This is a genomic window from Frankia sp. CgJB1, from assembly GCF_977947065.1.
Map to the genome: position 1 here is coordinate 1 of NZ_CDWTNB010000046.1, position 25,242 is coordinate 25,242.

At 72.4% G+C, this 25,242-nt stretch carries 23 protein-coding genes and 1 pseudogene; 2 read left to right on the plus strand and 22 right to left on the minus strand.

The window, feature by feature from the left end:
- Both AC08OT_RS07765 and fmt read right to left on the minus strand, forming a co-directional pair.
- Positions 1 to 1,068 (minus strand): transcription antitermination factor NusB (locus AC08OT_RS07765; RefSeq protein WP_476602679.1); only part of this gene is annotated, 1,068 nt, incomplete at its 3' end.
- Positions 1,065 to 2,105 carry a methionyl-tRNA formyltransferase gene (gene fmt, locus AC08OT_RS07770; RefSeq protein ID WP_476592526.1) on the minus strand — a complete coding sequence of 347 codons (1,041 nt, stop codon included), beginning with the start codon at positions 2,103 to 2,105 and terminating at the stop codon, positions 1,065 to 1,067. The genes fmt and AC08OT_RS07765, both read right to left, overlap by 4 nt.
- Positions 2,106 to 2,145: 40 nt before the next feature.
- Between fmt and AC08OT_RS07775 the strand changes: the two genes are divergently transcribed.
- Positions 2,146 to 2,328 (plus strand): hypothetical protein, encoded by a 183-nt coding sequence (locus AC08OT_RS07775; RefSeq protein WP_476602680.1) that lies wholly within the window; start codon positions 2,146 to 2,148, stop codon positions 2,326 to 2,328.
- A gap of 92 nt (positions 2,329 to 2,420) precedes the next feature.
- Here the strand turns inward: AC08OT_RS07775 and AC08OT_RS07780 are convergent, their stop codons facing one another.
- From AC08OT_RS07780 to pyrR, 13 genes are all read right to left on the minus strand, one after another.
- Positions 2,421 to 4,616 (minus strand): primosomal protein N', encoded by a 2,196-nt coding sequence (locus AC08OT_RS07780; RefSeq protein WP_476592525.1) that lies wholly within the window; start codon positions 4,614 to 4,616, stop codon positions 2,421 to 2,423.
- Between the two features lie 176 nt (positions 4,617 to 4,792).
- The gene (gene metK, locus AC08OT_RS07785) at positions 4,793 to 6,010 is read right to left on the minus strand and encodes a methionine adenosyltransferase (protein WP_476592524.1); all 1,218 of its coding nucleotides are present in this window, start codon (positions 6,008 to 6,010) and stop codon (positions 4,793 to 4,795) included.
- Between the two features lie 41 nt (positions 6,011 to 6,051).
- The gene (gene coaBC / locus AC08OT_RS07790) at positions 6,052 to 7,374 is read right to left on the minus strand and encodes a bifunctional phosphopantothenoylcysteine decarboxylase/phosphopantothenate--cysteine ligase CoaBC (protein WP_476592532.1); all 1,323 of its coding nucleotides are present in this window, start codon (positions 7,372 to 7,374) and stop codon (positions 6,052 to 6,054) included.
- Between the two features lie 33 nt (positions 7,375 to 7,407).
- Positions 7,408 to 7,692 (minus strand): DNA-directed RNA polymerase subunit omega, encoded by a 285-nt coding sequence (gene rpoZ, locus AC08OT_RS07795; RefSeq protein ID WP_462186068.1) that lies wholly within the window; start codon positions 7,690 to 7,692, stop codon positions 7,408 to 7,410.
- A gap of 124 nt (positions 7,693 to 7,816) precedes the next feature.
- Entirely contained in the window at positions 7,817 to 8,362 is a 546-nt protein-coding gene (gmk, locus tag AC08OT_RS07800; protein WP_462186067.1) for a guanylate kinase, read from the minus strand.
- 247 nt (positions 8,363 to 8,609) lie between these two features.
- The gene (mihF, locus tag AC08OT_RS07805; protein WP_476592523.1) at positions 8,610 to 8,927 is read right to left on the minus strand and encodes an integration host factor, actinobacterial type; all 318 of its coding nucleotides are present in this window, start codon (positions 8,925 to 8,927) and stop codon (positions 8,610 to 8,612) included.
- Between the two features lie 227 nt (positions 8,928 to 9,154).
- Complete coding sequence (gene pyrF / locus AC08OT_RS07810; RefSeq protein WP_476592522.1) at positions 9,155 to 9,979, minus strand: orotidine-5'-phosphate decarboxylase; 825 nt, start codon at positions 9,977 to 9,979, stop codon at positions 9,155 to 9,157.
- Positions 9,976 to 13,401, minus strand: a complete 3,426-nt coding sequence (gene carB / locus AC08OT_RS07815) for a carbamoyl-phosphate synthase large subunit (RefSeq protein WP_476592521.1) — start codon at positions 13,399 to 13,401, stop codon at positions 9,976 to 9,978. Before carB ends, pyrF begins: the two co-directional genes overlap by 4 nt.
- Positions 13,398 to 14,594, minus strand: a complete 1,197-nt coding sequence (gene carA, locus AC08OT_RS07820; RefSeq protein ID WP_476592531.1) for a glutamine-hydrolyzing carbamoyl-phosphate synthase small subunit — start codon at positions 14,592 to 14,594, stop codon at positions 13,398 to 13,400. Before carA ends, carB begins: the two co-directional genes overlap by 4 nt.
- 35 nt (positions 14,595 to 14,629) lie before the next feature.
- Positions 14,630 to 15,661 carry a PH-like domain-containing protein gene (locus tag AC08OT_RS07825; RefSeq protein WP_476602681.1) on the minus strand — a complete coding sequence of 344 codons (1,032 nt, stop codon included), beginning with the start codon at positions 15,659 to 15,661 and terminating at the stop codon, positions 14,630 to 14,632.
- Positions 15,658 to 17,022 (minus strand): dihydroorotase, encoded by a 1,365-nt coding sequence (locus tag AC08OT_RS07830; protein ID WP_476592702.1) that lies wholly within the window; start codon positions 17,020 to 17,022, stop codon positions 15,658 to 15,660. Before AC08OT_RS07830 ends, AC08OT_RS07825 begins: the two co-directional genes overlap by 4 nt.
- Positions 17,019 to 17,942, minus strand: a complete 924-nt coding sequence (locus tag AC08OT_RS07835) for an aspartate carbamoyltransferase catalytic subunit (RefSeq protein ID WP_476592703.1) — start codon at positions 17,940 to 17,942, stop codon at positions 17,019 to 17,021. Before AC08OT_RS07835 ends, AC08OT_RS07830 begins: the two co-directional genes overlap by 4 nt.
- A gap of 49 nt (positions 17,943 to 17,991) precedes the next feature.
- A complete protein-coding gene (pyrR, locus tag AC08OT_RS07840) occupies positions 17,992 to 18,612 on the minus strand; it encodes a bifunctional pyr operon transcriptional regulator/uracil phosphoribosyltransferase PyrR (protein WP_476602682.1) in 621 nt (206 codons plus the stop codon).
- A 428-nt stretch (positions 18,613 to 19,040) separates the two neighbouring features.
- Here pyrR and bldD point away from each other — a divergent pair, with 428 nt between their 5' ends.
- Positions 19,041 to 19,538 (plus strand): transcriptional regulator BldD, encoded by a 498-nt coding sequence (gene bldD / locus AC08OT_RS07845; protein WP_011437589.1) that lies wholly within the window; start codon positions 19,041 to 19,043, stop codon positions 19,536 to 19,538.
- Between the two features lie 174 nt (positions 19,539 to 19,712).
- Here bldD and nusB read toward each other — a convergent pair whose 3' ends face one another.
- The 7 genes and pseudogenes from nusB to AC08OT_RS07880 form a co-directional block, all read right to left on the minus strand.
- On the minus strand, positions 19,713 to 20,177 hold the full coding sequence (nusB, locus tag AC08OT_RS07850; protein WP_476592713.1) for a transcription antitermination factor NusB: 465 nt from the start codon (positions 20,175 to 20,177) through the stop codon (positions 19,713 to 19,715).
- A complete protein-coding gene (gene efp / locus AC08OT_RS07855; protein ID WP_011437591.1) occupies positions 20,174 to 20,737 on the minus strand; it encodes an elongation factor P in 564 nt (187 codons plus the stop codon). The genes nusB and efp overlap by 4 nt, the downstream gene beginning before the upstream one ends.
- A 221-nt stretch (positions 20,738 to 20,958) precedes the next feature.
- A complete protein-coding gene (gene aroB, locus AC08OT_RS07860) occupies positions 20,959 to 22,047 on the minus strand; it encodes a 3-dehydroquinate synthase (protein WP_476592714.1) in 1,089 nt (362 codons plus the stop codon).
- A 2-nt stretch (positions 22,048 to 22,049) separates the two neighbouring features.
- Positions 22,050 to 22,655 (minus strand): shikimate kinase, encoded by a 606-nt coding sequence (locus AC08OT_RS07865; protein ID WP_476592705.1) that lies wholly within the window; start codon positions 22,653 to 22,655, stop codon positions 22,050 to 22,052.
- Positions 22,656 to 22,697: 42 nt separating this feature from the next.
- Positions 22,698 to 23,882, minus strand: coding sequence for a chorismate synthase (aroC, locus tag AC08OT_RS07870; protein WP_476592706.1), 1,185 nt, complete (start codon positions 23,880 to 23,882; stop codon positions 22,698 to 22,700).
- 118 nt (positions 23,883 to 24,000) lie between these two features.
- Positions 24,001 to 24,687 (minus strand): prepilin peptidase, encoded by a 687-nt coding sequence (locus tag AC08OT_RS07875; RefSeq protein ID WP_476602683.1) that lies wholly within the window; start codon positions 24,685 to 24,687, stop codon positions 24,001 to 24,003.
- A gap of 2 nt (positions 24,688 to 24,689) precedes the next feature.
- Positions 24,690 to 25,242 (minus strand): annotated as a pseudogene (locus AC08OT_RS07880) (shikimate dehydrogenase); the annotation flags it as partial.

The window sequence follows — 25,242 nt, forward strand, 5'->3', positions numbered from 1 at the left end:
GGCGCGCACCGTCCAGGCCCGCGCCGCGCCGCCCAGGGACCGGGCCACCATGGCCGCCCGGGTCGCCCGGGGCTCGACCGCGATCAGGGCCGGCCTGTCCGGTGGACCCAGCCTGGCCGGCAGACCCAGCCTGTCCGATGAGGCGGAGCCGCCGAGCAGCGCGGCGAGCAGGGCCGCCTTCCCGCCGGGACCCGCGCACAGGTCGACGGTCAGCCCGAGGTCGCGGCCCACCGTCGCCGCGCGGGCCAAGGCCAGGGTGACGAGCTGGCTGCCCTCGTCCTGCACGGCGGCCGCGCCCGCGGCCACGGCGGGCAGCCCCGCCGGGTCCCCGCCGTCGAGGCGTACCGCATACGGCGAATAGGAGCCGGGCCGGGCGGTCAGACCTGCTTGCGCGGCCTCAGCGAGCAGCTGGTCACGGTCCACCCGGCCCGGGCGGGCGACCAGGTGTACCGCGGGTCGGGCGTCGTCTGCCTCCAGCGCGGCGCGGGTCGCCGTGAGGTCGCCGGCCAGGGCCTCCGCGACGACCTCAACGATCCAGCGGGGATGCGTCGTCACGACCACCAGGTGACCGACAGGGTCGACGTCGAACTGCGGCGCGGACAGCATCGTGGCGAGATCGCCGCCGGTCTCGGCTACCCGGGCGGCCACCCGACGCAGCACGGCGTTCGCAAAGCGGACCGGGCGCTCGCCGCTCGTCGTGCGGACCAGCTCGACGGTGCTGGCCACGGCCGCGCGGGCCGGGACCCTGGTCCGCAACAGCTGGTAGGCGCCCAGGCGCAGCGCGTCGCGCACCGGCGGGTCGATGGTGTGGACGGGTCGGCTCGTCGCCGTGTCGAGCACCCCGTCGAGGGTGCCCTGCGCGCGCAGGGAACCGTAGGCGAGCTCCGTGACGAACCCGCGGTCCCGGGCGGACAGTCCGCTGCCCGCCAACAGGGACGACAGCAGCAGGTTGGCGTAGGAGCCGCGCTCGTCCACCGCCCGAAGCACCTCCCAGGCCAGCAGCCGCGGCCGGTCGACGCTTGACGCTGGCCGGGGCCCACGGGTGCCCGGCGAACCGGCCGATCTCACGACGTTCCTCCACTGACTGGCATCGCGCCGGCCGGGCCACCGCCGCCGGCGCCGGCAGCGGTCCGTGCGCCGATCTCGCCGAGGGTCTCCCCCTCGGCGATCCGGACCCCGCGGGCCCAGGCGGCGGCCGCCATCGGGCCTCGTCCCTCGGGACGTACCTCGCCGAGGAGCACCGGGCTTGTGCCCGTGCCGACCGCCACGTCCCCGCCGGGGAGCACCATGATCTGATCCGCCGGCAGCCCGGCGGGCAGCGCTACCGGCCCGGCCGACCGACCGGGCACCGCACCGAGGCGCACCGGGCCGATCTTGAGCCGCCGGTCGCGGAACGTCGTCCAGGCTCCCGGCGCGGGAGTGGCGGCCCTCGCCAGCCGATCCACCGCGATCGCCGGCTTCGTCCAGTCGATCCGGGCCTCCTCGACGGTCAGCTTCGGCGCGAAGGAGATCCCCTCGGCGGGTTGGGCCACGGGCCGTACCGTCCCGTCGGCGATGCCGTCCATCACCGCGACCAGCAGCCCGGCGCCGGCCTCGGCGAGCCGGTCCAGCAGGTCACCGGAGGTATCCGTCGGCCGAACCCGCTCGGTGAGGACACCGTAGACCGGACCGGAGTCCATCGCCGGTTCGATCTGGAAGACGCTCGCGCCGGTCAGGTCGTCCCCGGCGAGCAGGGTGCGCTGCACCGGAGCCGCCCCGCGGTAGGCCGGCAGCAGGGAGAAGTGCAGGTTCACCCAGCCGTGGCGGGGAATAGCGAGCGCCGCAAGCGGTAGCAGCGCGCCGTAGGCCACCACCGGGCAGCAGTCGGGCGCGAGGCCGGCAAGCGTGGCCAGGAACTCCGGGTCCCGGGGCCGGTCCGGGCTCAGCACCGGGATGCCGGCCTCGTCGGCCAGGACGTGGACGGGGGGCGGCTTCACCTTCCGCCCCCGCCCGGAGGGCCGATCGGGCCGGGTGACAACCGCGACCACGTCATGGCGCGGGCTGTCGATCAACGCCCGCAGGCTGGGCAGAGCCACCGCCGGAGTACCGGCGAAAACAAGACGCATACGCGAAGCACCGATCCGTCGCGACGTCATTGCCGACGCCGTGACCGTCTCCGGGGGTCATCGATCCGAGGTGTCCGACCGGGCCGGGACCATCCCGCCGTTCTCCGGCCGGGAGTACGGGCTGACGTCCACAGGCCTGTCGCCGCCGACGACCGTACCCCGCCGGCGCTCGGAGGTGGCGGACGGCCGCGGTCCGGGCCGGGCCCGCGACCGGGGATCATGAGCCATGGCGCGAAGCCGGCCGTGGTGTGCGGGGCCACGCCAGGCGGTGCGAACCAGACCACGCCGGCGCTACCCGAGGACCACCTGCCGGCGCTACCCGAGGACCAGGGGGTCGAGCTGGATCCGTAACCGGCCGGTGGTTCGCCGGGTCGCGAGGACGCCGCGAGCGGATCGCAGCGAGGCCGCCAGGGCCGCGCCGCGCTCGCGCCGGACCCGGATCAGGACCCGTTCGATCTCCTCGGGGCCGGAGGTGGCGCTGCCGGGGCCGCGCTGCCCGGCGCCCACCGCGGACGGATCGCCCTGGTTCGCGCCGTCGAGAACGGCCCGCGCGGACGGTGCGGGGGGCAGCGGTACCGGCCCGAGCACATCGGCGCCGTCGGGAAGCTCGACGGCGGCCAGCAGCTCCGCGACCGCCGCGGCGGTGCCCGCTACGGACGCCATCCGGGTCGCCGGCGGGAACCCCAGCTCCGCCCGCTCGTCGGCCTCCCGGGCGACGAACGTGCCGGGATCCCAACGGACGAGCGCCTGGACCGGCCCGAGTCCGGCGTCGGCCGCGACGATGACCCGCCCCCCGCGCGCGGCGGGCCGGGCGAGCGCGGCGGCGGCGGTCCACCGGCGCAGAGTCTCCTCCCCCGCACGCAGGTCGGGACGGCCCAGCAGAGCCCAGCCGTCGAGGAGCAGCACCGCCCCATAGCCGCCGTCCGCCACGGGCTCCGCCCCCGGGGTCGAGATGACGAGAGCCGGTTCGGCGGGCACGGTGGCGAGCACCCCGTCCCGGCCGGAGGTGCGGACCGGGACGCCGGGAAAGGCCCGCCCCAGTTCCTCCGCCGTACGACGATCTCCCGTCACCGAGGCGCGCAGCCGCGGGCCCGAACAGGACGGGCAGTGCCAGACCGCCGCGGCGACCGGACGGCCGCACCACCGGCAGGAGAGCGCACCACCGCCCGCCGCCCGGCCCAGCGGCCCCTGACAGTGCGGGCACCGGGCGGGCCGCCGGCAGGCCGCGCAGGCCAGTGACGGCTGATATCCCCTCCTCGGCGCCTGGACCAGTACCGGCAGACCGGCCGCCAGCGCATCCCGGGCGGTCCGCACCGCGAGGGAGGGCAGCCTCGCCGCCCGGGCTGCGGGGTCACGGGCGTGTTCGAGGTCGGAGCCGGTGGCCTCGGCCCGGGGAGCCAGCGCGCGTACCTGCTCCCGGGGCAGCACCACCGGGTGCGCCCACCCCGTGCGCACCAGCGCCTCGGCATCCGTCGACGGGCAGAACCCGCCGATCACGAGCGCGCACCCCTGGAGCCGGGAGCGCAGGACGGCGACGTCTCGGGCGTGCGGGTACGGGGCCAACGGCTCAGCATGCAGGTCGTCACCGTCATCCCACACCACCACCAAGCCGAGCTCGGCCACGGGCGCGAACATCGCCGCGCGGGTACCCACCACCGCCCGCGCCTGTCCGCGGCTGACCGCGAGGAACGCGCGATACCGCCGGGCCGGGCCTAGATCGGCCCGCAGTGCGATGGTGGTCTCCCGACCGACCGCGGCGACCATCGCCGCCTCGACCCGATCGACATCACGATGATCGGGTACGACGACGAGTACGCCGCGACCGGACGCCGCCGTAGCGGCGGCCGCGGTGGCAATCATCTCCGGCCAGGCGGGGCCGGGCGGGGCCCACCAGACCGCCCTCGGTGACCTGCCCGCAGCCAGGGCGGTGAGCATCGACGGACCCGTGGGATAGCGGCCCCACTCGCCGGGTTCCGGCGGCACAGCCTCAGGCCCCGGCGGCACAGCCTCAAGCCTCGGTGAGACAACCTCCGCCCGGCCGTGGCGGGGAGGCACGGCGAGCCGGAGGACGTCGGCCAGCGTGCCGGCGTAACGATCGGCAACCGCGCGGGCGAGTTTCGCGACGGACTCGGACAGCACAGGCTCCGACGAGATCGACCGGGCCAGCGGCGCGAGCTGACCGGAATGGTCGGAACTCTCGCGACGCTCCAGCACGAACCCGTCGACCAGCCGGCCCGCGAACCGGACCCGGGCCCGGGACCCCGGCACCGCCAGGTCAGCCAGGTCCGCCGGCACGAGGTAGTCGAAGGGGCGGTCGAGATGGGCGAGCGGAGTGTCGACGGCAACCCGCGCCACCGGCAGCCGCGCGGCGAGCGGCCGCGGCGAACCGGGACCCGCGGAGCGCGAAATTCCCGACCGCGAAGCCCCTGACCGCGAAGCCCCCGACCGGGCACCCCCCGGGCCGGCCGCTGACGGGCTGAGGCCGGGGAGGGTGCCGGGGTGCTCGGTCATGACGACATTCGTACCAGCCGCCTACGACATCCTCCGACCCCGTTCATCCTCCGACCCCGTTCCCTCGCCGGGACGGCGACCGGCGGGACACGACCTCCCCGATCTCCCCGATCTTCCGATCCGCTCCCGGGACCCGCGTGACAGGGGTCCCGCGGGGGCGGGAGACGAGCGTCGGGTCAGCCCTTGACGGCGCGCTGGAGAGCCTCGGCGCGTGCGGTGGACTCCCAGGTGAAATCGAGCTCGGGGCGACCGAAGTGGCCGTAGGCGGCCGTCTGGGCGTAGATCGGCCGCAGCAGGTCCAGATCCCGGATGATCGCTGCGGGACGGAGGTCGAACACGCTCGTCACCGCGTCCTGGATCTGGATGTCCGGGACGGTTCCGGTGCCGAAGGTCTCCACGAACAGGCCGACCGGCTGCGCCTTGCCGATCGCGTACGCCACCTGGACCTCGCAGCGGCTGGCGAGACCCGCGGCGACGACGTTCTTGGCGACCCAGCGCATCGCGTACGCGGCGGAGCGGTCGACCTTGGACGGGTCCTTGCCGGAGAAGGCGCCACCGCCATGGCGGGCGTAACCGCCGTAGGTGTCGACGATGATCTTACGGCCAGTCAGGCCGGCGTCACCCATCGGGCCGCCGATCTCGAACCGGCCGGTCGGGTTGACCAGCAGCCGGCGCCCCTCGGTGGCGATCTCGAGCAGGGCCAGCTCCGGCTCGACGACGTACTCGGCGATGTCCGGCGCGAGCAGGGTGTCCAGGTCGATATCGGCGGCATGCTGGGAGGAGACGACGACCGTGTCGAGCCGGGCCGGCTTCCCATCGACGTACTCGATGGTCACCTGGGTCTTGCCGTCCGGGCGCAGGTAGCCGACCTGGCCATCCTTGCGGACCGCGGACAGCCGCCTGGCGAGGCGGTGCGCCAGCGCGATCGGCAGCGGCATGAGCTCAGGGGTCTCGTCGCAGGCGAACCCGAACATCAGGCCCTGGTCGCCGGCGCCCTGCCGGTCGAACTCGTCGTCGGCGGAACCCTCGACGCGGGTCTCGTGCGCCGTGACGCGGGTCTCGTGCGCCGTGTCGACGCCCTGGGCGATGTCCGGGGACTGCGCGCCGATCGACACGCTGACGCCACAGGACGCGCCGTCGAAACCCTTCTTGGAGGAATCGTAACCGATCTCCAGGATGCGCTCGCGGACGACGGAGGCGATGTCGACGTAGGTCTTTGTGGTGACCTCGCCGGCGACGTGGACCTGACCCGTCGTGATGAGTGTCTCCACGGCGACCCGGCTCTTCGGGTCATCCTTGATCATGGCATCGAGAATCGAGTCGCTGATCTGATCGGCGATCTTGTCCGGATGCCCCTCGGTGACGGACTCGGACGTAAACAGGCGCGTCGCCACTGGACTAACCCCCTGGGTGATCCGGTTGATTCCGACGAAGCTTACCGAGGTGCCGCGAGGGGTACACGCAGCGCTTCGGCGGGCGTTCCATCGGTCCGATCGGCCGTAAGGCCGACCACGAGGTCGAGGATCCGATGCGCGAGGAGGTCCTTGCTCGTGCGCTCGATGGCCGTCTCGCCACCACGGGGGTCCAGTACCACGGCGGCGTTGTGTTCCACCTCGAATCCGAGGCCGGCGCCGACCTCGTTGACCACGAGCAGGTCGACCGGCTTGCGCGCCAGTTTGGCCCGGGCGTGGTCGAGTACCCCCCCGCCGGGGCCGCCGGTCTCGGCGGCGAAACCGACGAGAACCTGACCGGGCCGGCGGTTCGCCAGCAGCTCGGCCAACACGTCGGGATTCGCCACGAGCGGGATGGAGCCCGGGGCCGCAGACTCCTTCTTAATCTTGTAGGCCTGTGGCGCCCCGGGGCGGAAGTCGGCGACCGCGGCCGCCATGACGACCACGTCCGCCGAGGGCGCGACCTCGTGGACCCGATCGCGCAGCTGCGCCGCGGAGGTGACCGGGATCGTGCGGGCGCCGGCGACCTCGGGCAGCGCGACGTTCGCCGCCACCACCGTGACGGAGGCTCCCCGCGCCACGGCCGCCCTGGCCACGGCGTACCCCTGACGGCCGCTCGAGGCGTTGCCGAGGAACCGGACGGGGTCGAGGTACTCCCGGGTGCCGCCGGCCGTGACCAGGACATGCCGGCCAGCCAGATCGGGCCGCACCCCGGCCGCACCCCGGGCCAGCACCGCCATGCCGAGCGCGGCAATCTCCGCCGGCTCCGGCAGGCGGCCCGGACCCGAGTCGGCGCCGGTCAGCCGGCCCACCGCCGGCTCGGCCACCACCGCTCCCCGCGCCCGCAGGGTCGCCACGTTCGCCCGGGTGGCCGGGTGCTGCCACATCTCGGTGTGCATCGCCGGCGCGTAGACGACCGGGCAGGTCGCCGTCAGCAGGGTGCCGGTGAGCAGGTCGTCGGCGCGCCCGGCGGCCGCGCGGGCCATCAGGTCCGCGGTGGCCGGCGCGACGAGGACGAGGTCGGCCTCGCGGCCGATCCGGACATGGGCGACCTCGTCCGCGTCGTCCCACACGTCCGTGGTGACCGGGTTCCCCGACAGCGCCGCCCAGGTCGTCGCGCCGACGAACCTCAGCGCCGACAGCGTGGGCACCACCCGGACCTCGTGGCCGGACTCGGTGAACCGGCGGAGCACCTCCACCGCCTTGTAGGCGGCGATGCCGCCCGCCACACCGAGCACGACCCGGGGACGCCGAGGGCCGGGCCCGGTGCCGGACGGCCCGGTGCCGGATCGCTCAGCGTCAGGCATCTCGGCGTCGGGCATCTCGGTCATCGTCCTATATCAGGAGACCGGCGGGAGGCTGTCGGTAACGGTCTCATGGGTGAGCAGGCCGGCGTTGATCTCACGCAGCGCGATCGACAGCGGCTTCTCCTGCGCGTTGGTCGTCTCGACCAGCGGGCCGACGTACTCCAGCAGACCCTCACCGAGCTGCGAGTAGTAGGCGTTGATCTGACGAGCTCGCTTCGCCGCGTAGATGACCAGGCTGTACTTCGAGTCGGTCGCCTCGAGGAGCTCGTCGATGGGGGGGTTGGTGATGCCTTCGGGATGGGCGACGGTACCGGCCACGATGTCCTTCCGGAATGGGACGTCCGAGGCGGCTGCGCCGTCCGGACAGTGCAGAGCGCAGGCTGCGCGGGGCAGGGCGGGCTGTACGGAGATGTCGGCTGCGCGGGCGACCAGTGGGCCGGACCTACGAGCCGATCATCAATGCTACCAAGCGGGCCGCCGCGGACCGCACGTCGTCGTTCACGATCACGTCGTCGAACTCCGTCTCGGCCGCGAGTTCGATGCGCGCCCGGTCCAGCCGGCGGGCGATGACCTCGGGTGACTCGGTCCCCCGACCGGTCAGCCGACGGACAAGCTCGTCGAAGGTGGGCGGGGCGAGGAAGACGAAACGGGCCTGTGGCATCGCCGAGCGCACCTGCCGGGCGCCCAGCAGCTCGATCTCCAGCAGGCAAGGCACACCTGCGGCGAGCCTTTCGAGAAGCGGGCGGCGGGGGGTGCCGTAGGCGTGTCCGGCAAACATCGCGTGCTCGACGAACTCCCCGGCTTTGACCATCCGGGCGAACTCCTCGGCGTCGACGAAGTGGTACTCGACACCGTCGGTCTCACCCGGACGCGGTGGCCGCGTGGTGGCACTGACCGAGACCCAGACCTCGGGGTGACGTTCCCGGACTGCCGCGACGACGGTGCCCTTCCCGACTCCGGACGGCCCGGACAGCACTGTAAGACCCACGGGCACCACGATAGGACCTCTCGGTCAGTCGGCGCGCACCCGGTCATCGGTCCCCGAAGGACACGAGGACGGGACTGGTTTCCCAGGGACGGCCGGATCGGGGGAGGTAAAGAATGCTGCCCCCGATCCGACCGGAAGGAAGGGCGACATCGCCGGAAGAATGTGAGTGACGCCACCCTCCCGTCAACGCCGCTACCCGCCGTAACCATGATCCGGGTTGGCGGAGTGGTTTTCCCACCCCACCGGATCAGGCCATGCCGAACTCCTCGAGGAGTGCGGCACGCTGCTTGGCGCCGAGTCCCCGCAGCCGGCGGGTCGGACTGATCCCGAGCCGTTCCCGGATCTTCTGGGCGCGTATGCGCCCCACTCCGGGAAGCGACTCCAGAACAGCCGAAACCTTCATCTTGCCGACGACCTCATCAGCCTCGGCCTGTTCCAGGACGGCGGCCAGAGTGGTCTCCGCCTTCTTCAACCGCTCCTTGAGTTCCGCACGCTGCTTACGAGCCAACGCTGCTTTCTCGAGGGCGGCGGCCCTCTGCTCGGGCGTTAGGGGCGGCAGGGGCACGGGTACGCCTCCTCAATTCGGTGATCGCGCCGCGCAAACTAGCGAGGAAGGGGCTCCTCAGGCCAGCCTTGGCCATAACACTCTGATACGAACATATTGTCAGCACAAGAGAAGGCTTTGACGGACGAAAGGGGTGTCCCACTCGTGCCGCACCCTTTCGGTCTACGGCGGCCCCACCGTACCGCTTCGTACCGCACCAGGACGAACACACCCTGGTCCCCTCGGCGTCACAGCAGGTCAACAGCCCTGCTGGCAGCGCCGAGACCTGCGGCGACGGCCTTCGCGGCGACCCCGGGATCGGGCGCACCGGTGATTGGGCGACCCACCACGACCAGGTCAGAACCCCCCACAAGGGCAGCTTCCGGCGTCGCGGTTCGGGCCTGATCGCCGGTTTCCGACCTCCCCGGTCGCACTCCTGGGGTGATGAGAGTCACATTGCTACCAAGCTCCATACGGACCATTCGCACCTCCCGCGGACTGCACACGAGGGTGCGCGCACCGGCTTCGACCGCAAGCACGGCAAGCCTGCGGACGGCGTCGGAAGGGGGTCCGGCGAGCCCGATCGCGCTGAGCGCCGCCACATCCAGCGAGGTGAGTACGGTCACGACGGCTACCTCGACATCCGGGGCCGCCTCGATCGCCGCACGTATCATCGCCGCCCCCCCAGCCGCATGCACGGTCACGAAACGAGGGCCCAACGGGGTGATTGAGCGCATTCCCCCGGCGACCGTGGCGGGAATGTCGTGCAGTTTGAGATCGAGGAACAACTCCGGGGCGCTTCCGGCGCGGCCCGCGGCGTGCGTCGCGCCGCCGGCCCCGGCGAGCACGCCGGCCGTGCGCAGCGCCGTCACGATTGCCGGGCCCTCCCGGTAGAACAGCTCCAGACCGATCTTTAGCACGGCCACGGTGGGGGCGACCGCGGCAGCCCAACGCAGCGCGGTCGCGGCGTCCGGGGCATCCAGCGCGACCGCCAGCGGCGCCCGGCCCCGCGGCGGGGTGAAGCGGGGCGCGGCGGCACTCCTCCCGTCGGAGCTCCTCCGGCCGGCGCTCATCTGCTCGTCCTGGCCGCCGGTCCGAGTGCGGCAGACTCGGGCGCCACAGACTCAGGCGCCACAGAGCCGGAGGATCCGGGCGGCGAGCCGCCCGGTTGTCCCCCGCCCCACGCCTGCCGCAGCGCCGCGTGGTATTCCTGCAACGATCGGACCCCCAGCTCCCCCCGTACCAGCGCTTCCACGCCCTGAACACAGGCCGCCGCACCCTGGATCGTGGTGATGCACGGAACCCCGGCACTCACGCAGGCCGTGCGGATCTCATAGCCGTCCAGGCGCGGGCCGACGCCCCACGGGGTGTTGATGACGAGGTCGATCTGCCCGGATGTGATCATCTCGACACAGTCGAGTAGCCCCTCGGTGGGGGCCCAGTGCTTACCGAGGACGACCGCCTTAACCCCGTTGCGCCGCAGCACGTCCGCGGTCCCCTCGGTGGCGTAGACGACAAAACCAAGATCCGCGAGCCGCTTGATCGGAAAAACCATCGCCCGTTTGTCCCGGTTGGCCACGGAGACGAACACCCGGCCGTAGGTGGGCAGCGAGGCGTATGCGGCGGCCTGAGACTTGGCGTACGCTGTACCGAAGCCGTCGTCGATGCCCATCACCTCACCGGTCGACTTCATCTCCGGCCCGAGGACGGTGTCGACGCCGCGGCCACCGGCGTCCCGGAAGCGCCCGAAGGGCAGCACGGCCTCCTTGACCGAGATGTGCGAGTCCAGCGGCAGGGTGCCGCCATCGCCGGAACGCGGCAGCAGGCCCTCGGCCCGCAGCTCGTCGATGGTCGCGCCGAGCATCACCCGGGCAGCGGCCTTGGCCAGCGGCACCGCGGTGGCCTTGGAGACGAACGGCACGGTCCGCGACGCCCGGGGATTGGCCTCCAGGACGTAGAGCACATCGGACTGCAGGGCGTACTGGACGTTGAGCAGGCCCCGCACCCCGACGCCCTTCGCGATCGCCTCGGTGGACGCCCGGATACGGTCGAGCTCCGAATGGCCCAGCGTGATCGGCGGCAGGACGCAGGCCGAGTCGCCCGAATGGACCCCGGCCTCCTCGATGTGCTCCATCACCCCGGCGAGGTAGAGCGTCTCCCCGTCGTAGAGGGCGTCGACGTCGATCTCCACCGCGTCGTCGAGGAACCGGTCGACGAGCACCGGATGTTCCGGGGAGATGGCGGTGGCCCGATCGATGTAGTCGCACAGCATCGTGTCGTCGTAGACGATCTCCATGCCGCGCCCGCCGAGCACGTAGGACGGCCGCACCAGCACCGGGTACCCGATCCGCTCGGCCACCGTGCGCGCCTCGGCGAAAGAGGTCGCCACCCCGTGCGGCGGCGAGGGCAGGCCCGCCCGGGCCAGCACACGCCCGAACAGCCCGCGGTCCTCAGCCAGATGGATCGCCTTCGGCGGGGTGCCCACGACGGGCACGCCCGCCTCGGCCAGCGCCGCGGCGATGCCGAGGGGGGTCTGCCCGCCGAGCTGGACGATCACCCCGGCGAGCGGCCCGGCCTGCTGCTCGGCGTGGACGACCTCGAGCACGTCCTCGACCGTCAACGGCTCGACGTAGAGCCGGTCGGCGGTGTCGTAATCGGTGGACACCGTCTCCGGGTTGCAGTTGACCATGACGGTCTCATAGCCGGCGCCGGAGAGCGCCATCACCGCATGGCAACAGGCGTAGTCGAACTCGATGCCCTGGCCGATGCGGTTGGGCCCGCTGCCGAGCACGATCACCCGCGGCCGTTCGCTCGGCGCGACCTCGGTCTCGGCGTCGTAAGCGGAGTAGTGGTACGGGGTCTCGGAGGCAAACTCCGCCGCGCAGGTGTCGACGGTCTTGAACACCGGCCGGATGCCGGTGCGGTGGCGGAACGCCCGGACCACGTCCTCGGAGGTGCCGAGGATCTCGGCGAGCTGGGCGTCGGAGAACCCGGCTCGCTTGGCCCGCCGGATGCCCGCCGGATTGCGACTGATCGTCGCCGCGGTCTCGTTGAGGAAGACGAGCTGGTCGACGAACCACGGGTCGATCCCGGTGACCCGGGTGACCTCGTCGGGATCCGCGCCGGCGAGCAGCGCCTGCTGGACGGTACGCAACCGGCCGTCGTGGGGAACCCGCGCGGCTTCCAGCAGGTCGGCGGCGTCCGCCTCGGGCGGGACGAAGGAGAACACCGAGCCCGGGGCCTCCATCGAGCGCAGCGCCTTCTGCAGCGCCTCGGCGAAGCTGCGGCCAACCCCCATCGCCTCGCCGACGGACTTCATCGTCGTCGTGAGCGTCGGGTCGGCACCGGGGAACTTCTCGAACGCGAACCGCGGCACCTTCACCACGACGTAGTCCAGCGCCGGCTCGAAGGCCGCGGGCGTGGTGCGGGTGATGTCGTTGGGGATCTCGTCGAGGGTGTACCCGAGCGCGAGCTTCGCCGAGATCTTCGCGATCGGGAAGCCGGTCGCCTTCGAGGCCAGGGCCGAGGACCGCGACACCCGGGGGTTCATCTCGATGACCACCTGCCGGCCCGTCGCCGGGTCGACGGCGAACTGGATGTTGCAGCCGCCGGCGTCGACGCCGACGGCCCGCATCACCGCGATCGCCATGTCCCGCATGCGCTGGTACTCGCGGTCGGTCAGGGTCATCGCCGGCGCCACCGTGATCGAGTCGCCGGTGTGCACCCCCATCGGGTCGACGTTTTCGATCGAGCAGACCACGACCACGTTGTCCGCGCGGTCGCGCATCAGCTCGAGCTCGTACTCCTTCCAGCCGAGGACCGACTCCTCCACCAGCACCTCGGTCGACGGGCTCGCGGCCAGTCCGTCCGCCGCCATCCGGCGCAGCTCGCCGGAATCATGGGCGAAGCCGCTGCCGGCGCCGCCGAGGGTGAAGCTGGGTCGCACGACCGCCGGGTAGGAGAACTCCTCCCCGGCGGCCAGGCACTCGGCGACGGTGTGGCAGATGGCGCTGCGCGCGGTCTCGCCGCCGACCGCGGCGACGATGTCCTTGAACGCCTGACGGTCCTCCCCGGCGCGGATCGCGTCGATGTTCGCGCCGATCAGACGGACCTCGAAGCGGTCCAGGACACCGGCGTCGTGCAGGGCGACGGCGGTGTTCAGCGCGGTCTGGCCCCCCATGGTGGCGAGGATCGCGTCGGGCCGCTCCCGTTCGATGATCTTCGCGACGATGTCCGGGATGATCGGCTCGACGTAGGTCGCGTCCGCGATCCCCGGATCGGTCATGATCGTCGCCGGGTTGCTGTTGACCAGGATGACCCGCAGGCCCTCCGCGCGCAGCACCCGGCAGGCCTGGGTACCCGAATAGTCGAACTCGCACGCCTGGCCGATCACGATCGGCCCGGAGCCGAGGACCAGGACACTGCTCAGCCTTTCCCGCGGATCACTCGCTGCGCTCCTGACCCGCGGGGACCCCTGGCTCGTCGAACCACTCATCGTTCACTCCCGACAGATCTCTTGCCACGCTCCCGGGTGTCCGCCATCAAAGCGCGGAACCGCTCGAACAACGGGGAGGCATCATGCGGCCCCGGCGCGGCCTCCGGATGGAACTGCACGCTGAAGGCCGGCACGTCCAGACACTCCAATCCCTCGACGACGTTGTCGTTGAGGCCGCGGTGGCTGACCACCACCCGGCCGAACGGGGTGTCGGTCACCCCGGTCAGCGGCGCCCGCACGGCGAACCCGTGGTTCTGGCTGGTGACCGCGATCCGCCCGGTCGCCATGTCCCCGACCGGCTGGTTCACGCCGCGGTGGCCGTAGGTGAGCTTGTACGTCTCGAAGCCGAGAGCGCGGGCCAGCAGCTGGTGCCCGCAACAGATCCCGAACACCGGGACACCGGCCCGCAGCACCGTCCGCAGCGCGTCAACCGCATAGTCCGCCGCCGCCGGGTCGCCGGGACCGTTCGACAGGAACACCCCATCCGGTTCGAGCGCCAGCAGCTGTTCGCCGATGGTGCGGGCCGGCAGCACGTGCACCTCGCAGCCCAGCGCGGCCATGGCGGCCGGCGTCGCGCGCTTGATGCCGAGATCGAGCGCGGCGACTTTGAACAGCGCGGCGCCCGCCACCGCCTCCACCACATAGGGGGTAGGGGTGGAGACCCGGGGCGCAAGATCCGCGCCGAGCATCTCCGGGGAGGCGCGGACCCGGTCGAGCAGGGCGTCGAACACCGCCGCCCGCTCGCCGTCCGCGCCGGAACCCGGGCCCGTGCCGACCGGGCCACCATCGGCGTCGGCGTCGGCGTCGAGCACGCTGCTGATCCCGCACCGCATCGAGCCGAGCTCACGCAGGTGACGGGTCAGCGCCCGGGTGTCAATCCCGCTGATCCCCACCACGCCGGCCGCGGCCAGCTCGTCGTCAAGCGTGCCCCGGGCGCGCCAGTTGGAGGCCCGCCGGGCGGGGTCACGCACGACGAACCCGGCGACCTGGATCCGCTCGGACTCGTAGTCCTCGTCGTTGACGCCGGTGTTGCCGATGTGCGGGGCGGTCATGATGACGACCTGGCCGTGGAACGACGGATCGCTCAGCGTCTCCTGGTAGCCGGTCATCCCGGTGGAGAACACGGCCTCGCCGAAGGTCTCGCCGATCGCCCCGTACGCCTCGCCGACGAAGCTGCGACCGTCCTCCAGCATCAGGACCGCTCGCGTCGGCGTCGTGGTGGGAGTGCTCACCGATCCTCCTTCAGCCTGTTGACCTCACCGAGCGGTGAGGTCAACGGGTCAACCGACGACCAGCCGGGGTCAGACTGATCAAGCTGTCCCGGGTGCACCCACCCGGGGCCCGATCCCGGATCCGCCGGCCGCTGATCGGGATGGCGCGAGTCGGGGCGGCGCGGGTCGAGGTGACCCTCATCCGGGTGTCGCCGATCGGGGAGTCGCTGGTCCGAGCGCCACCGCTCCGCGTAGGGCCGCCGGTCGGCGGGCACCGCCTGCTCGCCGCGGGCCTGGGCCCGCTCCCCCCGGGAACGCAGCCGAGGGCCGGTCCGGATCGCCGGCATCTCCTCGGTCGGCTGTCCGGAACCCGGTCGCTGCCCGGGCCGGCCCACCGTCCCGGGGCCGGGCGCGATGGCCCGGGGGCGGATCCGCGGTACCGCGTGCGGTGAGGTGACGTCGCCCGGTGCCAGCTGCGCGAGCGGGGGGCCGATCAGGTCGTGGACGGCGCGCACGACCTTGGGCTGACGGGCGCGGTCCTCGCCACGGAAACCGGTCTCCAGCTCGTGCCCGCCGAACGACCACGCGATGACGATCAGACGCCCGGGAGCGGAAACCTTGCCGGCGTGCGCCCGCTCCAGCCGGGCACCGCGGACGGCCTCGCGCGGGATCCAGAACGCCTCCCCGGGGCGGTCCACCCGCACCCCGGTCTCGTACACGCTGACGTAGCCGCCGGCCCGCCCGCCCAGCCCGCGGGCGGCGATCCATTCCAGCCAGTGCCCGGCGTCGACGGTGCCGAGGTACATCCCGCGCAGCGGAGCGGCGAACACCGTGCCCGGTTCCGCCGGCGGGACGGGCAGCTCGGGAAGGTCCTCCTCCTGACGCTCGGCCCGGTTGCGCCACGCCCGTCGCATCGAACCGACTACCGCGACGAACACCAGCAACAGACCGAGCAGGAGAAGCAGGTGCAGCCCCAGGCGGTCCGGCGCCCGGTCCAAGGCGACGGCGGGCCCGGCGGCCTGCAGGGATGCGGCGCGCGAAACAATCATACGATCTTCCCGTCGAGCACGGTGGGCCGTCCCCGCAGGAACGTGGCGCGGATCGTTCCCGGCAGCGACCGGCCCGCATAGGGCGTGTTGCGGCTGCGGCTGGCGAGCGCGTCGGGCTCGACCATCCGCCACGGCGCCGGGCCGAGCAGGGTGACGGTCGCGGGTGCGCCCACTGCTATGGAACTCCACACCTCGGTCGCGGTTCGCGGCAGGCCACCGATCCTCGCCGGGGCCAGTGCCATCCGCTCGGCGACCCCGGCCCAGTCCAACCGGCCCGGGATGACCATCGTCTCGATGACCACCGACAGCGCCGTCTCGAGACCGAGCATGCCGGGACGCGCGGCGGCCCACTCCGTCTCCTTGTCCTCCAGCGCGTGCGGGGCGTGGTCGGTGGCGACGCAGTCGATCGTGCCGTCGGCGAGCCCGGCGCGCAGCGCGGCGACGTCGGCGGCGGTGCGCAGCGGCGGGTTGACCTTGTAGACCGGGTCGAACGAGCAGACCAGGTCGTCGGTGAGCAGCAGGTGGTGCGGGGTCACCTCGGCGGTGACGTTCCAGCCCTTCGCCTTGGCCCACCGGATGATCTCCACCGATCCGGCGGTGGAGACGTGACAGACGTGCAGCCGGGAGCCGACGTGCCCGGCCAGCAGCGCGTCCCGGGCGATGATCGCCTCCTCGGCGACCGCGGGCCACCCCGGCAGCCCCAGCCGGGCGGCCACCGTGCCCTCGTTCATCTGGGCGTTCTCGGTCAGTCGCGGTTCCTGCGCATGCTGGGCGATCACCCCGTCGAACGCCTTGACGTACTCCAGCGCCCGGCGCATGAGCAGCGCGTCCGACACGCAGTGCCCGTCGTCGGAGAAGACCCGCACGCCCGCCGCGGAGGAGGCCATGGCGCCGAGTTCGGCGAGTCGCTCGCCGGCAAGCCCGACGGTGACCGCGCCGACCGGCCGGACGTCGCAGTGACCCGCATCCAGGCCGAGTCGCCACACCTGCTCGACGACCCCCGCGGTGTCGGCGACCGGATTGGTGTTCGCCATCGCGAACACGGTGGTGTAGCCACCGAGGGCCGCGGCGCGGGTGCCGGAGGCGACCGTCTCGGCGTCCTCCCGGCCGGGTTCCCGCAGGTGAGTGTGCAGGTCGACCAGGCCGGGGAGCAGGATCAGCCCGTCCGTGCCCAACACGGTGGTGCCGGCGGGCAGTCCCCCGGCCCCGGCGTGCGTGGAGCCGGCCGGTCGCCAGGCGGCCACCACCCCGCCCGCGAGGACGACGTCGACAGGGTCCCCGCCGAGCGGGCGGACCCGCCGCAGGACCCAGGAGGTCCCCACCGGCGTCCCCACCGGCGTTTCCGCCGCGGGCGTCGTCATAAGATCCCCCCGGAACCACCCAGCAACAGGTACAGCACGGCCATCCGCACGCTCACCCCGTTCGCAACCTGTTCCACGACTGTCGACCGGGCGGAGTCGGCGACCCGGGAGGCGATCTCCATCCCGCGTACCATCGGGCCGGGATGCATCACCAGGGCGTGGCCGGGCAACATCTCCGCCCGGTCGGCATCCAGCCCGTAGCGCCGGCTGTACTCCCGTTCGGTCGGGAAGAAGGCCGCGGACATCCGCTCCCGCTGGACCCGCAGCATCATCACCACGTCGCTCTTGGGCAGCACGGCGTCGAGGTCGTACGACACCTCGACCGGCCACGAGGAGATCCCGAGGGGCAACAACGTCGGCGGGGCCACGACGGTCACCGTCGCGCCCAGCGTGGCGAGCAGCCACACGTTCGATCGCGCTACCCGGGAATGCAGCACGTCGCCGACGATGGTGACGGCGAGGCCGTCGATCCGGCCGAGCCGGCGGCGCATGGTGAAGGCGTCGAGCAGGGCCTGGGTCGGGTGCTCGTGGGTGCCGTCTCCCGCGTTCACCACGCTGCCGCGCACCCAGGAGGCCAGTCGGTGCGGCGCGCCGCTCGCGGCATGCCGGCAGACCACGGCGTCGGCGCCCATCGCCTCGAGGGTCTGCGCCGTGTCCTTCAGGCTTTCGCCCTTCGACACGCTTGACCCGCGCGCCGAAAAATTGATCACATCGGCCGACAGTCTCTTGGCGGCTACCTCGAAGGACGTGCGGGTGCGGGTGGAGTCTTCGAAGAACAGGTTGACGACGGTGCGGCCCCGCAGGGTCGGCAGTTTGCGCACCGACGCCTCGGCGACCCGCGCCATCCGTTCAGCGGTGTCCAGCACCAGCAGCGCGTCGTCCCGGTCGAGATCCTCGGTCGAGAGGAGATGGCGGTTCACACCCGTCCCCCGAACCCGGCTCGTGCTCCCCGCACGGCACTCCCCCCGATCATGGCTGGTTCCCGGGAGGCGCGCCGTCGGCGACGTCCCCCCCGGCGGCCGAGAGGATCAGTACGCCGTCGGCGCCGTCGATCTCCCGCAGCCGGACGGCCACCGACTCCCGACGCGAGGTCGGCATGTTCTTCCCGACGTAGTCGGCGCGGATCGGCAGCTCGCGATGGCCCCGGTCGACCAGGACCGCGAGCTGGACGGCACGCGGCCGGCCGTAGGCGGCCAGGGCGTCCAGCGCCGCCCGCACCGTGCGCCCGGAGTAGAGGACGTCGTCGACGAGGATCACCACGCGACTGTCGACACCACCCTCGGGAATGTCGGTCACCTCGAGGGGACGCACGCCGCGCAGTCGCAGATCGTCGCGGTACATGGTCGGGTCGAGGGAGCCAACCGGGAGACGCACCCCCTCGACGGCCTGCACCCGCTGTGCCAGCCGGTGCGCGAGAGGTACCCCTCGGGTGGGTACTCCGAGCAGGACGACCCCGGCGCCACCGGAGGTCTTCTCGAGAATCTGATGCGCCATCCGGCTGACGATCCGGGTGATGTCGTCTGCGGACAGTACTGCCCGGGCGATGCCGGGACGGCGCGATGCGGGGTCGCTCGCGGCAGCCGGAGCCACGCGGCATCCCTCCTTCCCCGCCTCACGGGACGGTCCTTAAAGGAGTGGTCCCAGCGACGTTACCAGGGCCCTCAGGACGTGTGAGGGTCTCGTCTCCGGACGCCGACCGCCCCTGGCGCCCAGCGCGACGACGGGTCGCCCACCGGTCCGGACAGCGCGGGACGTTATTGCCGCGCCAACCACGCAGCATCATGTTGTCACTACTTGTCACTGGGTTCGACGCCGTCGCCACAGCGGTGACGGCACCCGGAAGTTCCCACCGCTCAGGCATAGGGCGCAACCAGAGGGCTACAGAAAGTGGTACAAAGAAAGAGGCGACACGACCCCCCGGGTGTCGAGCGTCAACCCGGCGGGCACTACTATCGGTAACCGCCGGCGGCACGAGCCCCGGTTCCAACTGATCGACCACGACAGGAGTGGGCACTCCGATGTCCGACTATGCGAAAGCGCTCGGTGCTCGGCTGCGCGCGATACGCACCCAGCAGGGGCTCTCGCTTCATGGCGTCGAAGAGAAGTCGCACGGTCGGTGGAAAGCCGTCGTCGTGGGTTCCTACGAACGTGGGGACCGCGCCGTCACCGTGCAGCGCCTCTCCGAGCTCGCGGAATTCTACGGCGTTCCGGTGGGGGAGCTTCTTCCCGAGGGTTCCACCGTCGCTCCGCTGGAGCAGTCTCCCCGGATCGTCCTCGACCTCGAGCGTCTCTCCCAGGTTCCCAAGGAGCAGGGCGGTCCGCTCGCCCGGTACGCGGCGACCATTCAGAGCCAGCGCGGCGACTACAACGGCCGAGTGCTCTCGATCCGGTACGAGGACCTGCGCTCGCTCGCGGTGATCTACGACACCTCGCCGAGCAAGCTCACCGAGCAGCTCGTCTCTTGGGGCGTGCTGTCTCCGGAGCAGGGCGCGGACGCCGCGGCGACCGACGTCTAGCCTCGCTCCGGTACCGCGGTACCGGTACCACAGTCCGCCGGCTCGCACCCGCGGCACACGTATCCGGGGAAGGACCCGGTACGTCGCCTGTGGGCGACGTACCGGGAACGCCGATCCCGGTTCCCTCCCGGTAACCTGGCAGCAGGGTAACCGGGTAACCCCGGTAGACCGCCGCTACGACGGCTGGCCGGGAATGGAATCCACCGCCGATCCTCGTCCGGTCGGCTCGGCCGTGGTGGCCGGGCTCTTCCTCTCGACCAGACTCGCGAGCAGCCCGTTGACGAACGCCGGCGACCGGTGGGTGGAGAGGTTCTTCGCCAGTTCCACGGCTTCGTCGATGGCGACCCGATCCGGGACGTCGGGACGCCAGAGCAGTTCCAGCACGGCGATCCGCAGAATGTTGCGGTCGACCGGCGGCATCCGCTCCAACGTCCAACCCTCGGCGTACCGGGCGATCCGCTCGTCGATCTCCCCGCGGTGCTCGATGACCCCCTCGACCAGCTCGACGGCGTATTCCGACACCGGTGGATCGGACTGGGCCAGCCGGGCAGCGAGGATCTCCGGCACGGCGCTCGCGCGCACGTCCGCTTCGTAGAGGATGTCCAGTGCCCGTTTACGGGCCTTGGACCTGGCGCTCAGCTCGTCACCCGGCCCAGGTACCGGCCGTCACGCGTGTCGACCTTGACCTTTTCCCCGCTGGTGATGAACAGCGGCACGTTGATGGTGGCGCCCGTCTCCAGGGTGGCCGGCTTCGTCCCGCCGGTCGAGCGATCGCCCTGCACCCCCGGGTCGGTCTGCGAAATGGTCAGCTCGACGCTGGCCGGCAGTTCGACGTAGAGCGGGGCGCCGTCGTGCAGCGCGACGGTGGCCACGGTGTTCTCCAGCATGTAGTCGGCCGTCCCGCCGACGACATCCGGCGGGATCGGGATCTGATCGTAGGACTCGCTGTCCATGAAGACGAAATCGGCACCGTCCCGGTAGAGGTAGGTCATCTCGCGGCGGTCGACGGTCGCGACGTCGACCTTGACCCCGGCGTTGAAGGTGCGGTCGACGACTTTCCCGGTGAGCACGTTCTTCAGGGTCGTGCGGACGAACGCCCCACCCTTACCCGGCTTGACGTGCTGGAAGCCGACGACGTTCCACAACACCCCGTCGATGTCGAGCGTCATGCCGTTCTTCAGGTCGTTGGTGGTCGCCACTGCGCGCGTTCTCCGTTTCCATCGCCGTACGCCGACGGCGGGTGTGGTCGTTACCCGGACCCTCGTGCGAGGACCGCGGTGCTCTCTCCCCAGGCTCCCCAGGCCATCCCAGGCCGCTTCCCCATCCTCAGGCCGCTTCCGGGCCCGCCACCGGGCGAACGCACCGGGCGCGGACACCGGGCGCGGACGTGGCGGCGATCCTACAAACCGCCGCGACGAGTCTACCGATCCTCGGCGACGGTGGTGAACGCCGCGATCAGCAGGCCAGCATCCGGATTGTCCAGGATGACGATGCGGCCCTGCGCCTCGAGGCCGACGAAACGCATCCGCCGTCCCCGCGCCTTCTTGTCGACCCGCATCGCGTCGAGCAGCGCCGCCCACCGGTCGCCCCGGTAGGTCACCGGCAGGCCGATGCGGGTCAGCAGCTCGCGGTGCCGGTCGGCGGTGGCATCGTCGAGGCCGACGACAAGCCGGGACAGCTCCGCCGCGAACACCATGCCCACCGAGATCGCCGCGCCGTGCCGCCAGCTGAAGTGCTCGACCTTCTCGATGGCATGACCGAGGGTGTGACCATAGTTGAGGATCTCCCGCCGGCCGTCCTCCCGCGGATCGCCGGAGACCACCTCGGCCTTGACCCGGATGGACCGCTCGATCAGCTCGGGCAGATGCGCAGTGCCGGTCGGATCGGCGTCGAGCAGATCGATGATCGCCGCGTCGGCGATGAAACCGGTCTTGACGACCTCGGCGAGCCCGGCGCGTACCTCGACGGCAGGCAGGGACTCCAGCGCCGCCAGATCGCACAGCACGCCGAGCGGCTGGTGGAACGCCCCGACCAGGTTCTTGCCCGCGTCGATGTCGATGCCGGTCTTCCCGCCGACCGCCGCGTCGACCATGCCGAGCACGGTGGTCGGCACCTGGACGACGTCCACCCCGCGCAGCCAGCTCGCGGCGACGAACCCGGCCAGGTCCGTCACGGTGCCGCCGCCGAGGCCGATCACCACGTCGTCCCGGGTGAAGCCGATCCGGCCGAGCACGTCCCAGCAGAAGCCGGCGATCCGCAGCTGCTTGGCCTCCTCGCCGTCGGGCACCTCGATGGCGTGCGCCTCCACGCCCGCGTTCTCCCGCAGGTCGGCGACGACGGCGTCCGCGGTGGCCCGCAACGCCCCGGGATGGATCACCGCGGCGCGGGTCCGCCCGGCGACGGCCTCGGCGAGCTCGCCGAGCAGGCCCGCCCCGAGCACGACGTCGTAGGGACGCCCGCCGCCCGGCCGTACCGGGATCCGCACGATGTCGGCGGCCTTCACCTGCATACTCACCGTCTGCCCCCTGCGGCATCCGCCGCCTCGCCCGGTCCGCTGCCCGCCGTGAGCAGCGGGCCCAGTGCCGCCGCCACCTGGTCGGTCACCTCGTCCGGCTCGTGCCCCGCGGTGTCGATGACCACCGTCGCCACCTCGGCGTAGAGCGGCCGGCGTGCCCTGAGCAGGGCGGCGAGCCGCGTGCGGGGCCCCTCGACCAGCAGTGGACGGTCCCGGGCGAGGCCCACCCGCCGCACCGCGTCGGAAACTCCCACCTCAAGATAGACGACCCGGTGCCCGGCCAGCAGGGTCCGGGTCTCGGCGTCGAGCACCGCTCCCCCGCCAAGGGCCAGGACCCCCCGATGATCCGCAAGCGCGGCCGCCACCGCCCGGCGCTCGGCCAGCCGGAAGTACTCCTCACCATGATCGAGAAAGATGTCCGCGACGGTGGTGCCGAACGCCGCCTCGATGTCGGCGTCGGTGTCGCGGAAACCCACCCCCCACCGCCGCGCCAGCTGGGTGCCCACCGCCGTCTTCCCCGCTCCGGGCGCTCCGACCAGCACCACCATCGGCCCCGTCCAGGCCATCGGCCCCGCCCACGCGTCCGTCGCCGGCTCCCCCACGATGATCCTCTGTCTTCGCCGCCTGCCGATTCCCGCCGCCGATCAGCGGATGACCAGGGACTTCAGGTACCCCTCGTAATTGCGCCGGGTCTCCTCCACCGAGTCCCCCCCGAACTTCTCCAGCGCCGCGCCGGCGAGCACGAGGGCGACCATCGCCTCCGTCACCACCCCGGCCGCGGGCACCGCGCACACGTCGGACCGCTGGTTGATCGCGACCGCCGCCTCGCCAGTGGACACGTCCACCGTGGACAACGGCCTGGTCAGCGAGGAGATCGGCTTCATCGCCACCCGCACGCGCAACGGCTCGCCCGTGGTCATGCCGCCCTCGACCCCGCCGGCCCGGGCAGTCGCCCGCCGCACCCGCCGGCCGCCGGCACCGGCCGGCTCGATCTCGTCGTGCGCCACGGAACCCCGCCGCCGCGCGGTGGTGAAACCGTCCCCGAACTCAACGCCCTTGATCGCCTGAATGCCCATCAGCTCGCCCGCGATCCGGGCGTCGAGGCGCCGGTCGCCGTGCACGTAGCTGCCGAGCCCGGGCGGGCAGCCATACGCCAGCACCTCGACGATGCCGCCGAGGGTGTCCGCGTCGGCGTGGGCTGCGTCGATCTCGGCGACCATCCGCACGCTGGTCGCCTGGTCGGCACAGCGGACCGGGTCCGCATCCACCGCCGCCAGCGACGTCGGGGCGGGCACCCCCGGGGGCACCTCGACCGCGCCGATCGCGACGACGTGCGAGATCACCTCGATGCCGTATGCCTGCCGCAGCAGCGCCTTGGCCGCGGTGCCGAGCGCGACCCGCGCGGCGGTCTCCCGGGCGCTGGCGCGCTCCAGCACGGGCCGGGCGTCGTCGAACCCGTACTTCTGCATGCCGGCGAGATCGGCATGGCCGGGCCGGGGCCGGGTCAGCGGGGCTGCGCGGCTCAGGCCCGCCAGCGCCGCCAGATCGACCGGGTCGGGCGACATGACCCGCTCCCACTTGGGCCACTCGGTGTTGCGGACGACCACGCTGACCGGGCCGCCGAGAGTGACGCCGTGGCGGACTCCGCCGAGCAGCTCGACCTCGTCACGCTCGAAGCTCATCCGCGCGCCGCGACCGTGCCCGAGCCGGCGGCGGGCCAGCTCGGCGGAGATGTCGGAACTGGTTATCCGGATCCCGGCGGGCAGCCCCTCGACCGTCGCCACCAGGGCGGGACCATGAGACTCCCCCGCCGTCAGCCAACGCACCATGGCTCCAGTCTTTCACGCTCACCGCCCAGGTCACGACCGCGATCAGGCAGGACGACCGGAATCAAACGGAACTATCAGGATCAAATAGGACGATTGGGATTAAACAAAATAATATGGATCAAGTAGAATAACCGGGATCAGCCGGCACGGCCGAGGACGGCGAGCAGCGTCCCGGCAAGCAGAAAGGGACCGTAGGCGATGCGGTCATGCCGGTCGACCCGGCCCCCGCCACCAGCAGCGCGCTTGCCCAGAGCCCCCCGAGGACGACGCTGGCGAACAGCCCGAACACCACACTCGGCCAGCCGAGCCAGCCCAGCGCACCGCCCAGCAGGCCGGACACCTTGACGTCGCCGCGCCCAAGTCCCGCCCTCGGCAGGCAATGCACCCCCAGGAAGATCATCCAGACGGCGGCGGCCGCCACCCCGGCGCGCAGCAGACGGTCGGGCTCGGCGGTGACCAGCGCGGCGAGGCCGAACAGCCCGGCAAGCACCGGATAGGACGGCAGTACCAGATGGTCGGGCAGGCGGTGCACCCGAAGATCGATCACGGCCAGCCAGACCCCGACGACCGCCAGGTACACATAGGCCAGCAACCAGCTCGGATGATCGTGCAGGGCGACGGTCACGGCCGTGGCGACCAGCACCGTCACGGCACCGAGCGCCACCGCCCCGGGCACCTCCCGGTGCGGGGCCTCCCCGGGCACTGCCGGCACGCCGGCCACGACCCGGCGACCGAACGGCAGGGCGGCGAGCGCCGGAAGGGCGATCAACATGCTGAGCGCGCCGCCCGGCACCACTCCCGGCACCGCTATCCGCCGGCAGGTCCGCCGCGGCCGCGGGGACCACTCCCCGCGAAACCATGGCCGGCCGGCACGCCGACCTCCACCGCCGGCACCGCCGGCACCGCCGGGGGCCTGTCCGCCTGCGCCCGCTCGTCCAGCGCGGCCTGGCCCGCGGCCAGCAGAACGCTGGCGGGAACCACCTGCCCGGTGAAGTGCTCGACCTGCCCCACGGCCTGGGCGGCGAGGATCTCCAGGCCACCTGCGACCCGGGCACCGGCCCGGTAGGCCGCGGCGGCCAGCGCCGTGGGCCAGGGATGATAGAGCAGTTCTACGAGCTGACAGGCTGGCGACCACGGTCTGGTGGCGAGCCCGTCGGTCGCGCCGGCGGGCGTGGTGGAGATGACCAGAGCCGGGCCGGCCGGCAGGCCCGCGGCCAGCAGATCCCAGGGCAGCGCGGTGACCTCGACGCCCAGCCGCAACCCGATCTCCGTCACCTCCGCCACGGCGGCGGGCCGGCGGGCGACGACGCCGAGGCGGGTGCAGCCCGCCGCAGCGACCGCCGCGACCGCGGCGCGGGCC